The sequence below is a fragment of the Pseudomonas sp. GW821-FHT09C10 genome, from assembly GCF_059418085.1.
Map to the genome: position 1 here is coordinate 1 of NZ_JBWKPE010000024.1, position 13,965 is coordinate 13,965.

The 13,965-nt window shown below is 60.9% G+C and carries 16 protein-coding genes; 12 read left to right on the top strand and 4 right to left on the bottom strand.

All coding sequences use genetic code 11. From position 1 onward, the window contains the following. The first annotated feature begins 250 nt into the window (after window positions 1-250). Both rhtA and AC07OT_RS30020 read left to right on the top strand, forming a co-directional pair. A complete protein-coding gene (rhtA, locus tag AC07OT_RS30015) occupies window positions 251-1,138 on the top strand; it encodes a threonine/homoserine exporter RhtA (RefSeq protein ID WP_065939873.1) in 888 nt (295 codons plus the stop codon). 165 nt (window positions 1,139-1,303) lie between these two features. Continuing rightward, window positions 1,304-1,585, top strand: coding sequence for a hypothetical protein (locus tag AC07OT_RS30020; RefSeq protein WP_495103193.1), 282 nt, complete (start codon window positions 1,304-1,306; stop codon window positions 1,583-1,585). 106 nt (window positions 1,586-1,691) lie between these two features. Here AC07OT_RS30020 and AC07OT_RS30025 read toward each other — a convergent pair whose 3' ends face one another. The 3 genes from AC07OT_RS30025 to AC07OT_RS30035 all read right to left on the bottom strand — a co-directional run bounded on the left by AC07OT_RS30025 (window position 1,692) and on the right by AC07OT_RS30035 (window position 5,204). Next, window positions 1,692-3,500 (bottom strand): aminopeptidase P family protein, encoded by a 1,809-nt coding sequence (locus tag AC07OT_RS30025; RefSeq protein WP_495109782.1) that lies wholly within the window; start codon window positions 3,498-3,500, stop codon window positions 1,692-1,694. A gap of 39 nt (window positions 3,501-3,539) precedes the next feature. After that, window positions 3,540-4,700, bottom strand: coding sequence for a cysteine desulfurase family protein (locus AC07OT_RS30030; RefSeq protein WP_495109783.1), 1,161 nt, complete (start codon window positions 4,698-4,700; stop codon window positions 3,540-3,542). 234 nt (window positions 4,701-4,934) lie between these two features. Further along, on the bottom strand, window positions 4,935-5,204 hold the full coding sequence (locus tag AC07OT_RS30035) for a hypothetical protein (RefSeq protein WP_065924558.1): 270 nt from the start codon (window positions 5,202-5,204) through the stop codon (window positions 4,935-4,937). A 398-nt stretch (window positions 5,205-5,602) separates the two neighbouring features. Between AC07OT_RS30035 and msuE the strand changes: the two genes are divergently transcribed. Genes msuE through AC07OT_RS30055 form a run of 4 tightly spaced genes read left to right on the top strand, consistent with a single transcriptional unit; the run spans window position 5,603 to window position 9,675 of the window. Continuing rightward, complete coding sequence (gene msuE, locus AC07OT_RS30040; protein WP_495109784.1) at window positions 5,603-6,166, top strand: FMN reductase; 564 nt, start codon at window positions 5,603-5,605, stop codon at window positions 6,164-6,166. A 9-nt stretch (window positions 6,167-6,175) separates the two neighbouring features. Then, complete coding sequence (gene ssuD / locus AC07OT_RS30045; protein ID WP_027607133.1) at window positions 6,176-7,315, top strand: FMNH2-dependent alkanesulfonate monooxygenase; 1,140 nt, start codon at window positions 6,176-6,178, stop codon at window positions 7,313-7,315. 55 nt (window positions 7,316-7,370) lie between these two features. Further along, window positions 7,371-8,558 carry an acyl-CoA dehydrogenase family protein gene (locus AC07OT_RS30050; protein WP_495109785.1) on the top strand — a complete coding sequence of 396 codons (1,188 nt, stop codon included), beginning with the start codon at window positions 7,371-7,373 and terminating at the stop codon, window positions 8,556-8,558. 13 nt (window positions 8,559-8,571) lie between these two features. Beyond that, window positions 8,572-9,675: a sigma-54 interaction domain-containing protein gene (locus AC07OT_RS30055; RefSeq protein WP_065924541.1), complete on the top strand. Its 1,104-nt coding sequence runs from the start codon at window positions 8,572-8,574 to the stop codon at window positions 9,673-9,675. Here the strand turns inward: AC07OT_RS30055 and AC07OT_RS30060 are convergent. Beyond that, window positions 9,664-10,029 (bottom strand): antibiotic biosynthesis monooxygenase, encoded by a 366-nt coding sequence (locus AC07OT_RS30060; RefSeq protein WP_495109786.1) that lies wholly within the window; start codon window positions 10,027-10,029, stop codon window positions 9,664-9,666. The two genes, AC07OT_RS30055 and AC07OT_RS30060, sit on opposite strands and share 12 nt — an antisense overlap. A 99-nt stretch (window positions 10,030-10,128) precedes the next feature. Here AC07OT_RS30060 and soxR point away from each other — a divergent pair, with 99 nt between their 5' ends. The 6 genes from soxR (at window position 10,129) to AC07OT_RS30090 (ending at window position 13,955) form a co-directional block, all read left to right on the top strand. Continuing rightward, window positions 10,129-10,602: a redox-sensitive transcriptional activator SoxR gene (gene soxR / locus AC07OT_RS30065; RefSeq protein ID WP_495109787.1), complete on the top strand. Its 474-nt coding sequence runs from the start codon at window positions 10,129-10,131 to the stop codon at window positions 10,600-10,602. A gap of 58 nt (window positions 10,603-10,660) precedes the next feature. Further along, window positions 10,661-11,119: a VOC family protein gene (locus tag AC07OT_RS30070; RefSeq protein WP_141157193.1), complete on the top strand. Its 459-nt coding sequence runs from the start codon at window positions 10,661-10,663 to the stop codon at window positions 11,117-11,119. A 220-nt stretch (window positions 11,120-11,339) separates the two neighbouring features. Further along, window positions 11,340-12,542, top strand: a complete 1,203-nt coding sequence (locus AC07OT_RS30075) for a PepSY-associated TM helix domain-containing protein (RefSeq protein WP_141157192.1) — start codon at window positions 11,340-11,342, stop codon at window positions 12,540-12,542. Next, window positions 12,539-13,078, top strand: coding sequence for a PA2404 family protein (locus AC07OT_RS30080; protein WP_495109788.1), 540 nt, complete (start codon window positions 12,539-12,541; stop codon window positions 13,076-13,078). Before AC07OT_RS30075 ends, AC07OT_RS30080 begins: the two co-directional genes overlap by 4 nt. Next, complete coding sequence (locus tag AC07OT_RS30085) at window positions 13,075-13,398, top strand: hypothetical protein (RefSeq protein ID WP_495109789.1); 324 nt, start codon at window positions 13,075-13,077, stop codon at window positions 13,396-13,398. Before AC07OT_RS30080 ends, AC07OT_RS30085 begins: the two co-directional genes overlap by 4 nt. Then, window positions 13,395-13,955, top strand: coding sequence for a DUF6162 family protein (locus AC07OT_RS30090; RefSeq protein WP_495109790.1), 561 nt, complete (start codon window positions 13,395-13,397; stop codon window positions 13,953-13,955). Before AC07OT_RS30085 ends, AC07OT_RS30090 begins: the two co-directional genes overlap by 4 nt. Window positions 13,956-13,965: the final 10 nt, after the last annotated feature.

Here is a 13,965-nt window from a genome sequence, read left to right on the forward strand (position 1 = left end):
TTCTGCATAACTCATTGTTTATCAAGGAGTTTTACGTTTCGACTGCGCCGGAAGTGGGGCGAATTATAGACGTCCAGAATCTGCCGTCAACCATTAATTTGGTTTTTCTATCAAGACACCTAACAACCTTTGAATCCGTCTATATATAGGCCGCCCACTAGTCAAACTGGGCAATATATTGCTCAAACCCGAACAGTTAAGCATCATAGCCGCCCCTGCTTCTCGAATATGACCTCGGACGAACGCCCCAATGACCACCTCCCCCCGCAGCTTGGCCTCGGCATTGTTTCCTGTCGGCCTGCTGTTGATCGCCATGGCCTCCATCCAGTCCGGAGCCTCACTGGCCAAGAGCATGTTCCCGATTGTCGGAGCCCAGGGCACCACAACCCTGCGCCTGATCTTCGCCAGCGTAATCATGTTACTAATCTTGCGGCCATGGCGCGCCAGGCTGACCGCAAAATCCCTGCGTACAGTGGTTGTTTACGGCATGGCCTTGGGCGGCATGAATTTCCTCTTCTATATGTCCTTGCGCAGCGTTCCGTTGGGCATTGCCGTAGCCCTTGAATTCACCGGACCGCTCGCCGTCGCGATCTACGCGTCGCGCCGAGCGGTAGACTTCCTGTGGATAGCACTCGCTATCATCGGCCTGCTCCTGCTGATCCCCACGGGGGAAGCCAGCAGCGGAATCGACCTGGCCGGCGCGACCTATGCTTTGGGGGCGGGGGCTTGCTGGGCACTCTACATTCTGTTCGGACAGAAAGCAGGCAACGACAACGGCGTTCAGACCGCCGCCCTGGGCGTAATGATCGCTGCCCTGTTTGTTGCGCCCATCGGCATTGTCCACGCCGGTACCGCGCTACTGACCCCGGCATTGATCCCGGTCGCCATCGGTGTCGCGATTCTGTCCACGGCACTTCCCTACACCCTGGAGATGGTTGCGCTGACACGCCTTCCCGCCCGCACATTCGGAACGCTTATGAGCATTGAGCCTGCTTTCGGTGCGCTCTCAGGACTTTTCTTCCTGCAGGAACATCTATCCCTACCGCAATGGCTGGCCATAAGTTGCATCATCATGGCCTCGGTAGGTGCGACGTTGACAATGCGCAATGACTCCAAGCCGCTGGTTCCGGCGGATTGAATCATCTTTGAAAGTTGCTCTGGTATTTGCCGCGTATTTAGGCCATGTTTAAACTGCAAACGAATGTCATTCATGGAGTTTTTCGACAAGGACAGCGCGAACGCTACACTCGAGAGCGAGTAGAGCCGACTTCGAGCATTGTGAAGCGGCTATATAAGGATGGGAATGAAGCGAATTTTGATACTGTTAATGGTCGTGGCCCTTGCTGGCTGTGCCGCGACTACCAAGACAGAAGTAAAACGCGGCAAAAAAGGGCTGCATATCAACTGTTCCGGCCTGTCTTCTTCCTGGGACCAGTGCTACACCAGTGCAACCAACTCTTGTGGCGCCAAGGGCTACCGGGTTATCGCCAAGTCCGGTGACAATTCCGAGGAGCCAGGGGACTACCCCTTCGGCATCAACCCTGCCGGCTATACCAGCCGCAGCATGATCGTCATCTGCAAGTAATCTCCTCCGAGCAGTCACCAGCGACTGCTCATATAAATGCCTGATACAACCCCGCCCCTTCGCGGCGCTGCAACTGAATGATTGCAGCTCCTGATTTTGCAACAGGTCAAATAGCCGTCGTACGCACCTGCAGCCACTCCAACGCAGCACCGCTGAGTAGCGGGCTCAGGCGTTCACGCACCTGAGCGTGGTACGCATTGAACCACTCGCGCTCATCCGCGGTGAGCAGCGACGGCTCCAGGCAACGGGTGTCGATCGGGCACAAGGTCAGGGTTTCAAACGAGAGGAACTCACCAAACTCGGTCTTGCCTGCTTCGCGGTTCAATACGAGGTTCTCGATACGCACGCCCCAGCGTCCAGGGCGGTAGGTGCCCGGCTCGATGGAGGTGATCATCCCTGGCTGCATCGCGGTTTGCGGCGCAGTGGCGGCCTGGTAGGCGATCACTTGTGGGCCTTCATGCACATTGAGGAAATAACCTACGCCGTGCCCGGTACCGTGGCCGTAGTCCACCCCTTCGGCCCAGATCGGCGCGCGGGCAATGGAATCCAGCAGCGGCGACAAAATCCCCTTGGGGAAATGCGCACGTGACAGTGCAATCACGCCCTTCAGCACACGGGTGCAGTCACGTTTCTGTTCGTCGCTCGGCGTACCGATAGGCACCATCCGCGTGATATCCGTGGTGCCGCCCAAATACTGGCCACCCGAGTCGATCAGCAGCAAGCCATCGCCTTCGATCACCGCATGCTCTTCTTCGGTGGCGTGGTAATGCGGCATGGCCCCATTGGCATTGAATGCTGCGATGGTATTGAAACTCAGCGACACGTAATCGGGGCGACGGGTGCGCGCAGCCGTCAAGTGTTCATCGATGGTCAATTCAGTGATGCGTTCACGCCCGAGTGCACTGTCCAGCCAGGCGAAGAATTCGCACAGCGCCGCGCCGTCCTGTTCCATGGCTCGGCGGATGTGCTCCGCGTCCGCCAGGCTCTTGCGGGATTTGGCCAGCGTGGTGGGGTTCAACCCTTCGATCAGCTTGACGCCGGGATCCAGGTTTTCCAGCAGACCGGCAGTAACGCGGGCCGGGTCAACCTGCATGCTGGCGCCCGATGGCACCGCGCGCAGTGCATCCGCCACGTCGCTGTAGTCGCGCAACGTCACACCATCCTGCGCAAGCACCGCACGCAGGTCCGCGTCGACTTTACTCAGCGCCACAAACAACGTGGCCTGTTGTTGATTGATCAACGCAAACGACACAAACACCGGGTTAAACGAAACATCGCCGCCGCGCAGGTTGAACAGCCAGGCGATGTCATCCAGGGTGGCGATGAAGTGCCAGTCGGCGCCCTTCTCTTTCAAACTGGCGCGCAGTGCGGCAAGTTTATCGCCACGGCTGACGGTCGCTTGCGGTGGCAGATGCTGATAGATCGGCTGGCTCGGCAGGCTCGGACGGTCTTTCCAAACCGCATCGAGTACGTCGATATCGGTCCGCAGGCGCGCCCCGCGCTCTGCCAGCCTGGCGCCCAAGATGCGCGCCGACGCGACAGCCATCACCGCACCGTCAACCGCCACCACACCGCCTTCCGGCGTCTGCTCGGCCAGCCACTCCAACGGCCCGGGTTGGCCCGGTTGCAGCTTGACCAATTCAATGCCACTGCCCTTGATCTCCTTGGTCGCCTGTTCCCAGTAACGGCTGTCGGCCCAGACACCGGCGAAATCCGCAGTGACAATCAGCGTGCCTACCGAACCATGGAACCCCGACAACCATTGGCGTCCCTGCCAGTAACCCGGCAGGTACTCGGACAAATGCGGGTCAGCCGACGGCACCAGCAGGGCGTGAATGCCCTCGCGGCGCATCAGTTCGCGGGTATGCGCCAAGCGCTGGGGAACCGTTCCATGGGTCAAAGGCTGCGTACTCATTGTGTCTCCTGCTAACCACTAATAATTGTTATGTGAAAATCAGACGGCCCAGAACGCCGGTGCGCTGGCCAGTGCGGCCTTGATCAATTGCACGGCCTGGTCGATGTCCTGCTCGGTGGTAAACCGGCCCAGGCTCAAACGTATGGTGCGGCCGGCAGAACGTGCGTCAAGGCCCAACGCAAGCAGCACGTGGGAAGGTGCATTGCTCGCGGAGTTGCAGGCCGAGGTCGCCGAAAAGGCGATGCCCGCACTCAACGCAGCAGCGTCGAATTCACCTTCGCTGAACGTAAGGCTGAGGGTGTGAGGAATACGCTGCGCAGGGCTGCCATTGAGGCGCACGCCACCGAGCGTATCCAACTGATCCAGCAGGCGCTGACGCAAGGTCATAATGACAGCCTTCTCCTGCGCAAAAGACGCCGCCGCCAGAGCGAACGCCGCGCCCATGCCCGCAATCTGATGGGTAGCCAGGGTACCGGAGCGCAAGCCCCCCTCGTGGCCGCCACCATGAATCTGTGCCGACACTTTCTGTTGCGCCCGAGGGCCGACATACAGCGCGCCAATCCCCTTGGGGCCATACAGCTTGTGCGCGGAAAACGACATCAGGTCCACCGGCCACTGCGCCAAATCGATCGCCACCTTGCCCGCCCCTTGCGCCGCGTCCACATGCAACAAGGCGCCATGCTCACGCACACGTGCGCCGATAGCCGGGATGTCATTGAGGGTGCCCAGTTCGTTATTCACCAGCATCAGCGATACCAGAAAGGTGTCTTCACGCAATGCCTCGCTGACGGCGTCGGCGCTGATCAACCCGTCGGCGTCCGGCACCAGGTAAGTCACGGCCACACCGGCTTCCTGCAACTGGCGCGCGGTATCCAGCGTGGCCTTGTGTTCGATCTGGCTGGTGATGATATGCCCGCCCGCCACGCCACGCGCCTGGGCAACGCCCTTGATCGCGAGGTTGTTGGACTCAGTAGCGCCGGAGGTCCAGACGATCTGTTCAGGCTGTGCGCCGACCAGTTCGGCCACCTGGCGACGCGCCTGCTCAACCGTTTGCCGGGCCGCCTGGCCGAACGCATGGGAACTGGACGCGGGGTTACCGAAATTGGCATTGAAGCCCAGACACTCGACCATCACCTGGATGACGCGCTCGTCCACCGGGGTGGTAGCGGCGTAGTCGAAATACAGCGGACGTTTATTCATGACAGTCAAGACTCGCAGAGCAGGTTCCCGAGAGCAGCGTCTCAGGGGCATCGGCCGGAACAGAGGTCGTCAGGTTTACCGGATCGAATGCCATTAAAGAAGGACAACTTTAAGTAAATGTGCGTAGGAACGCTCCTGAAATTCAGCTTAACAGGCTGAAGTCGTGCCATGGCAAACAAAAAGCCCGAGGTTCCTTCAAGGGAAGCCTCGGGCTTTTTGCTGCGCAGTGCCAACTCAACTGGGACGACCATGCAAAACCACGTTGCGCTCGGCGTTCATTTCGCCCTGGCGATCAAATCCGAAGGGCTTCTGTGGCTGGCCGGTCAGTGCGGCGCGCTGCTGTTGATATTCATCAAACGACAAGCCACGACGGCTCAGCGCTTCCAGGGCCAGTTGCTTGCTCTCTTCGGCCGTGTAGGGACGCAATTCCGGCGATGGATGGCTCGCACACCCGGCGAGTACGGCGCTGACAATCACTAAGCAAACAGCAAGAAATCGGTTCATGGCGGTAGCCCTGGAAAGAAGGTTTCGAGTCAATGAACACAGGCTACTCCCGACCTCACAGAGTGAAAAATCACCGTCCGTGATAGTCGCTATCAACCGCCAACGCACCCTCGATAGCTACTCCTTATATTTCCTTATGATCTATAAATATGGAAATACGTTCATTTACGGAATAAATGCAACGCTCTATAAAGGACTTGCACCGCAACTGCACTGTTCGCCACGCAACTGTTTGCCAGGCAACAGCCATTCAACAAATCACCAGTCAGACAACAGCAGCATTTTTCAGCAGTGAACCTGCAACCCACGCCAATCAAGGCCTGCACCCGTTGGTACAGCTCTTGCTCAACAGGTTGCACTCCACCTGCTATGAACCACTGTTGATAAAGGAACTGTTCATGACCCGTCCCCTGAATGTCGTTGCCCTCTCCGGCGGAACCTGGCGCCCGTCCCGGACCCTCGTGCTGACCCAAGCCGTACTGGCTGAATTGGCGACCTTGCTGCCGATTCAGACCACCCTGATCGAGCTGGGCGACATTGCCCGGCCGCTCGGTGGTGCGCTGTCACGGGATGAGTTGTCCGCCGAGGTCGAAGCCCAACTGGTGGCCATCGAACAGGCCGACCTGCTGATCGTCGCCGCACCGGTCTATCGCGGTTCCTACCCAGGCCTGCTCAAGCATCTGTTTGACCTGGTTGGCCTCAACGCCCTGATCGACACCCCGGTATTACTCGCAGCCACCGGCGGCAGCGAGCGCCACGCGCTGGTTCTCGATCACCAACTGCGGCCGCTGTTCAGCTTCTTCCAGGCCCTGACCCTGCCGATCGGGGTGTACGCCACCGAGGCCGACTTCACCGATTACCAAATAACCAGTGAGCCCCTGAAGGGCCGTATACGCCTTGCGGCAGAACGCGCAGCGCCGTTGTTTGCAGCGCACTCCCCCTCTCTGCTGAAAATCGCTTAAGGATTGGTCATGGATGTTTTCTGGTTTCTGCCAACACATGGCGACGGTCATTACCTGGGCACCACCCAAGGTGCACGGCCGGTCACCCTCAATTATCTGAAGCAAGTCGCGCAGGCGGCTGACAGCCTGGGTTACCACGGCGTGTTGATTCCTACCGGCCGCTCGTGCGAAGACTCCTGGGTCATCGCCTCGGCGTTGGTGCCGCTGACCGAACGCCTGCGTTACCTGGTGGCGATTCGCCCGGGCATCATCTCGCCGACCGTTTCTGCGCGTATGGCGGCGACTCTGGATCGCCTGTCCAACGGTCGCCTGCTGATCAATGTGGTCACCGGCGGTGATCCCGACGAGAACCGCGGCGACGGCAGCTTCCTCGACCACAGCGAACGCTACGAAGTCTCCGACGAATTCCTGCAAATTTGGCGCCGCGTATTGCAGGGCGAATCAGTGGACTTCGAAGGCAAACACCTGCGAGTGCAGAACGCCAAGGCGCTTTACCCACCGGTGCAAAAGCCTTATCCACCGTTGTATTTCGGCGGTTCCTCGGATGCCGCCCACGACCTCGCCGCCGAACAGGTGGATGTATACCTGACCTGGGGCGAACCGCCCGCCGCCGTCGCCGAAAAACTCGCGGATGTACGTGAACGCGCTGCCCGCCACGGGCGTACGGTGAAGTTCGGCATTCGTCTGCACGTGATCGTGCGCGAGACCGAAGAGGACGCGTGGAAAGCCGCCGACAAGCTGATCGAGCACATCAGCGACGAAACCATTGCCGCCGCACAAAAATCCTTCTCGCGCTTCGACTCCGAAGGCCAGCGCCGCATGGCCGCCTTGCATGACGGGCGCCGCGACAACCTGGAAATCGCCCCCAACCTGTGGGCCGGTGTCGGCCTGGTACGCGGCGGTGCCGGTACCGCGCTGGTGGGCAACCCCCGGCAAGTAGCCGAGCGCATCAAGGAATACGCCGACCTGGGCATCGAAAGCTTCATCTTCTCCGGCTACCCGCATCTGGAAGAAGCCTATCGCTTTGCCGAGCTGGTGTTCCCGCTGCTGCCGGAACCCTATGCCAGCCTGGCCGGACGCGGCATCACCAACCTCACTGGCCCGTTCGGCGAAATGATCGCCAACGATGTTCTGCCAGCCAAGGCCTGATCGGCGCAGCGGCGGGAGCGGCGTTGGTCGTTCCCGCCTATAAAGAGGAAACCCCGTGACCGCCAAACCCCACAGCGTCCTGCCATCACCGTTGCAGACCGCCAGACTGCTGGCCGCCGAATTCGCCCTCACCGCCGTCGAACGCGACGAGCGCGGGGGCACCCCCAAGACCGAACGTGACGCCCTGCGCCAAAGCGGCCTGCTGGCCCTGAGCATTCCCACCCAATACGGCGGCCTCGGCGCCCGCTGGAGTGACACCCTGGCCATCGTGCGCGAGTTCGCCAAGGTCGACAGCTCCATTGCCCACGTCTTCGGCTTCCACCACCTGATGCTCGCCACCGTGCGCCTGTTCTCGCGGCCGGACCAATGGCAACCCTGGTTCGAACAGACCGCGCGCAAAAACTGGTTCTGGGGCAACGCCCTCAACCCATTGGACACACGCACCGTGGTCAAGGACTTCGGCGGCTGGCGCGAGTTCTCCGGCAAGAAGAGCTTCTGCTCCGGCGCCAGCGACTCGGAAATGCTGATTGCCTCGGCGGTAGATGAAAGCGCCGGCGGCAAGCTGCTGATCGCCGCCATCCCCAGCGGGCGCAGCGGCATCACTCTGCACAACGACTGGAACAATATCGGCCAGCGCCAGACCGACAGCGGCAGCGCCAGCTTCGAACGGGTGCGCGTCGAGGAGTCGGAATTGCTGCTCGACCCAGGCCCGCTGAGCACGCCTTTTGCCTGCCTGCGCCCGCTGATCGCCCAGTTGACCTTCACCCATATGTTCCTCGGCATCGCCGAAGGTGCTTTCGAAGAAGCGCGCAACTACACGCTCACCGAGACCCGTTCCTGGCACAAGTCCTCGGCCGAAGACGTGCGCCAGGACCCTTACGTGCTGCATCACTACGGCGAATTCTGGGTGGCCCTGGAGGGTGTGCGCCTGTTGGTGGAACGCGCTGCAGAGCTGCTCGACCAGGCCTGGGCAAAAGGCCCCAACCTCAGGGAAAACGAACGCGGTCAACTGGCGATTGCCATTGCGACCGCCAAGGTCGCCGCCACCCGCCAAGGCCTGGACCTGTGCAGCCGCCTGTTTGAAGTCACCGGGGCGCGCTCCACCCACGCGTCCCTGCGCCTGGATCGCCATTGGCGCAACCTGCGCACGCAAACCCTGCACGACCCGGTCGACTACAAACTCCACGAGCTGGGGGACTGGGCGTTGAACCAATCCCTGCCGATTCCGACGTTCTACTCATAAAAAAGAGGTGCCCATGCAGCTTCTAACCTTACCGCCCTCGCCCGCCCTTGCGACGTCGATCCGCGCCACGGCCCAGGTCTTCGAAGACCCGAAATCCAGGGCGCTGCTCGACCATATCCAGCAAGTGGCGCCCAGCGAAGCCAGCGTGCTGATCATCGGCGAGACCGGCACCGGTAAAGAGCTGGTGGCGCGCCACATCCACAACCTCAGCGCGCGGCGCAACCGGCCGTTCGTGGCGGTGAACTGCGGCGCGTTCTCCGAATCCCTGGTGGAAGCCGAGTTGTTCGGCCATGAAAAAGGCGCATTTACCGGCGCCCTCAGCGCCAAGGCCGGCTGGTTCGAAGAGGCCGATGGTGGCACCTTGTTCCTCGATGAAATCGGCGATTTGCCGATGCCCATCCAGGTCAAGCTGCTGCGCGTCCTACAGGAGCGCGAAGTGGTGCGCCTGGGGTCGCGTAAGAGCATTCCGATCGATGTGCGCGTACTGGCCGCCACCAACGTGCAGCTGGAAAAGGCCATCAACGCCGGGCATTTCCGCGAAGACCTCTACTACCGCCTCGACGTCGTCAGCCTGGAACTCAGCCCGCTGCGCGAGCGCCCCGGCGATATCCTGCCGCTGACCCGGCACTTTATCGAAGCCTACAGCCAGCGCCTGGGCTACGGCCCGATCACCATCAGCCGCGAGGCCGAACACAAGCTAAAGAGCTACAGCTGGCCGGGCAACATCCGCGAATTGGAAAACGTGATTCACCACACCTTGCTGATCTGCCGTAACGGCGTGATCGAACGCGACGACCTGCGCCTGTCGAACATGCGCATCGAGCGCCAGGACGACAGCCAGCACGGCACCGACAACAGCGCCGAAGCCTTGCTGGAGCGCGCGTTTCAAAAGCTCTTCGAAGAACAGGCCGGTGCCCTGCACGAAAAGGTTGAAGACGCGCTATTGCGCGCCGCCTACCGCTTCAGCCATTACAACCAGGTGCACACCGCCAACTTGCTGGGCCTGAGCCGCAACGTCACGCGCACGCGCCTGATCAAGATCGGCGAGTTGGCGGTGAACAAGCGTCGCCCTGGAGAAAACGTGCAGGGCGAGCGCATGCTGCACCTATCCATTTAGGCGGCAGTGCAACGCGTTGTCATGGCTGCGCTCGAAACTGCGCAGCACCTGGAACGAACCAAAGGTCACGGCCGTGGCCTGGTGGGCGCGAATCAGTGTCCAGAAATCTTCCTCGCCGTGCTCAAAGCATTGGAACGCCGCTTCGCCGTCCTCGCGGGAGCGCCATTGCAGGTAATTGAGCACCCGCCGCCCGTCTTCGCTGACCTGCACACTCGCGTTGATAAAGCCGCCATGGCCCTGGGCCAGGCGTTCACTTTGGGTGGACAAGGCCGCCACCAGCGCCACTTGTTGCTGGGGTTCGATGTGAAACTCGATCAGTTGAGTGAAACTGCGATTCTTCTCTAATACCTGCATGAACACTCTCCTTTCTCTGTAGGCAGAATCTTGTGATTCGATACCACGCAGGGTAAAACCTCGAGTTAAGTCAAGGTCAAGCGCTTAATTGGAGTATTCATGGTTACCAAAGAGCTCACCGTCGGCCAACTGGCAGCCCGTAGCGGTGTAGCTGTTACGGCCCTGCACTTCTACGAAACCAAGGGGCTGATCAAGAGTCATCGCAATGCCGGCAATCAACGACGCTATCCACGGGATGTACTGCGCCGGGTGGTGGTGATCAAGATCGCCCAGCGCCTGGGAATTCCACTGGCAACGATTGGCGAGGCGTTGCAGACGTTGCCGGAAGGACGCACGCCCAACGCTCAGGATTGGGAGCGGTTGTCCGCGCGGTGGCGGGAAGACCTCGATGAGCGCATCCATAAGCTGATGCTGCTGCGGGACAAACTCACCGGTTGTATTGGGTGTGGATGCTTGTCGCTGGACGCGTGCCCGTTGCGCAACCCGGAGGACCAGCTCGGTGGGCGCGGGCCGGGGGCGCAATTGCTGGAGCCCGGCTTAACGCCCCCTTGTCGGGGCCCTCGGAGCCCTTGATGGGCATGGCCTATAGTGAAGAGGCCGTGCCTCCACAACCACAATCAAGGAGAACGAAATGAGCGTTAAACCCATTCCCGAGGGTTATCACAGTGTCACGCCCTATATGGGCATCGACAAAGCCTCAGAGGCTATCGAGTTTTACAAAAAGGCCTTCGGCGCCACCCAAATCATGCGCCTGGACATGCCCGATGGCAGGGTCGGCCATGCCGAGCTGCGCATTGGTGATTCGGCGATCATGCTGGGCACGCCCTGCGATCAGATGTCCCTGAGCAATCCGGCTGAAAGCACCAGTGTCGCTTTGCATCTGTACGTGAACGACGTAGACGCACAGTTCAAACAAGCCGTCGCAGCGGGCGCCAGCGTGGTGTCCGAACCAGAGGACCGATTCTATGGCGACCGTTCGGGCAGCGTGAAGGATCCATACGGTCATCTTTGGTACCTCGCCACCCGCAAGGAAGACCTCAGCGAAGAACAGATCCGTCAGCGCGCCATGGAAATGTTCAAGCAAGGCTGAGCATCGGAGCCGGTTCGCCGGCTCCTACCCTACTTCATGAATACCCCCACGCTGTAAAAAACCGCTGGATGTGAACCTGAAACATTTTCTTTCATATCCATCTTGGGGATTTCTCATTCTCATCCGTCTTAATTTAGATACAGCCGGTCGCGTCAGCAAAAGCTACGACTGGCCTTTTACGGGCCTCCCTCGCCCTCCTCTGATCAAGACCCTCTTTCACATGTCGAAGAAGTCACGCTCAAAACTCTGGTTTCTCGTCCATAGCTGGCTGGCCTTGCCCATCTGGTTCTTTGTACTGATTGTCTGCGTCACCGGCACCCTGGCGGTGGTCAGCCAGGAAATCGTGTGGCTGGCCAACCCGGACATCCGTGCGAGCAAGCCGTCGGATGATGCGCAACCACTGAGCTACGACCAGGTCATCGCGGCCATCAAGCGCGACGAACCCCAAGTCTTCGTCCAATCGATCAGCCGCCCGGATGAATCCCACTTCGCCCTCAGCGTCGACCTCAGCTACCCGGACGGGCGCTCGGTAGAGGTCTACGTCAATCCGTACACCGGGGCGATCCAAGGCATCAGCCCGTCGTTCAACTTCCGTCAGTTCACCCGCGCCCTGCACGGCTGGTGGCTGGTGCCGTTTACCAATGGCTTCAGCTGGGGCTGGTACCTGGTGTCGCTGCTCGGCTTGCCGTTGCTGGCCTCACTGGTCACCGGCCTGGTGGTGTACAAACGCTTCTGGAAAGGCTTTTTCAAGCCGACCCTGCGTATCCGCCACGGCGCGCGGATTTTCTGGGGCGACTTCCACCGCCTGAGCGGTATCTGGTCGATCTGGTTTATTGCGGTGATTTCCATCACTGGCACTTGGTTCCTGATCCAGGCAATCCTGGGTGACAATCAGATCTCCATCTCCAGCGAGCCCATCGTCCCGGTGATCGCCCGCGAAAAAGTCCCAACCTCAGCCCCCGGCGTGCCTGCGCCGATGATTCCGGTGGATGAGGCGATCGCGATCGCCACCCAACGTATCCCAGGGCTGGAGGCGAGTTTCGTGAGCCTGCCGCTCAATGCCTACAGCCACCTGCAAATCGGCGGGCGGGGCTGGTACCCGCTGATGTTCCAGACCGCTCAGATCAACCCGTATGACGGTGAAATCGCCTCGTCGCACCTGCTGTCCGACCGCACCAAGCTGGAGTTCGTCACCGAGTCCATGCGCCCCCTGCACACCGGCGACTTTGGCGGGTTGTGGATCAAGCTGATCTGGGCATTCTTCGGCCTTGTGCTGAGCATGATGGTCTTGAGCGGCCTGTTGATCTGGACCAAGCGCACGGCCCTGGCCACCCTCAACGCTCTCAAGCGTGAGGCCAAGACACAACGTGCGCCGGCAGCCATTCCGGCCATGCGGTCTGAAACCTCGGAGGCCAACCCATGAGCAAGTCCGCCAACGCTACCCCGCCTTCACCGTTGCGGACCTTTTGGCTGAAATGGCGTTTCCACATCAATGTCCTGCTGTTGCTGGTACCGCTGGGCTTCATGCCCAAGTACTTCGCCGATGCCGCGTTGTTTCGCGGCGACACCGGCATCGGCGAGCGGGTGGCCGGCGACGTACAGGTCGGCCCCTGGAGCCTCACGCTGGCCGAATTTCGCAATGAAGGGCCGCGCCCCGACCCGGCCGGCCCGATGAAGTCCTTCAACGCCGCCCTCTGCGCCACCTGCGCCGACCAGGTCAAGGCCACGTACCTGCGCATCGGCAAGCCGCGCAGCCTGCGTGCTGCCGGGGTGATCTTCTTCGGTACCCCGTACCGCATGGGTGCGGGCCTGCCCGTGCCGGAGCGTACCCCCATCGACGCCGAACTGTGGGTCACCATGGAAGGCTGGGACGGCACCATGCACCAGGGTTCCATCCCGCTGAGCCAGGCCTCGCCTGCCACCATTGCCTGGCTGAACAAGCAAGGAGTCAAACCATGATGTTCAAACACCTGTCCCGCGCCGCGCTGTTGCTGTGCGCCGGTTTCAGCACCACCGTCTTTGCCCATAACCCGATGTGCGAATGCAAGGAAATACCCGGCGAGCAGATCCAGTGCAAAGGCGGTTTCTCCGACGGCAGCGGTGCCCCCGGCGTGACCCTGGATGTGATCGGCTATGACGAAACCATCCTGGTGCCCGGCAAGCTCGGCCAGGACTCCACCCTGACCTTCAAGAAGCCGTCCGCCGAGTTCTACGTGCTGTTTGATGCCGGCCCCGGTCACGTGGTGGAAATCGACCAAGCGGATATCCAGCCTCAATGAGTACGACACAGGTTGTTCGCCCCGCCGGTGCCGGCCACGAAACCCTCTACGTACTGCTGCTGTGCCTGATCATCCTCGCGGTGGCCGGTACGGTGGTGGCGCTGCACGGTGAAACCCAGGCAGTCGCGGCGCTGCCCCGCCATCAGCTGGATGCCCGCCGCGACCTGAGCGCCGCCGAACAAGGTATCTACGCCGACCTGCGGGTCACGCTGGATGAAATCCACTTGCTGCAGCAGGAGCAAAGCGCCCTGCCTGGCCCCGAGCAACTGGCCGAAGAAGGCTTCGCGCCCTTTGCCCAGGACGCCAGTTCGGTCAGCCGCGGCGACCATCGCTGGCAGTTGTTGGCGAATTCGGCCTACTTGGGACTGAGCCAGACGCCGACCACCAGCGGTTCACTGCTGATGCGCGTACAGGGCAGCGAGCCGGATATCTGGCTCAACCGCAGCACACACCTGGGCGCCCCCTCCGACCTCACTGACCAGGCGCTGATCGCAGCCGGCTGGCAGCAGGTGGTCGCGCAATTCGATGCCGGCGTCACCCGCCAGCACCGCCACTGAACGAGAAGAC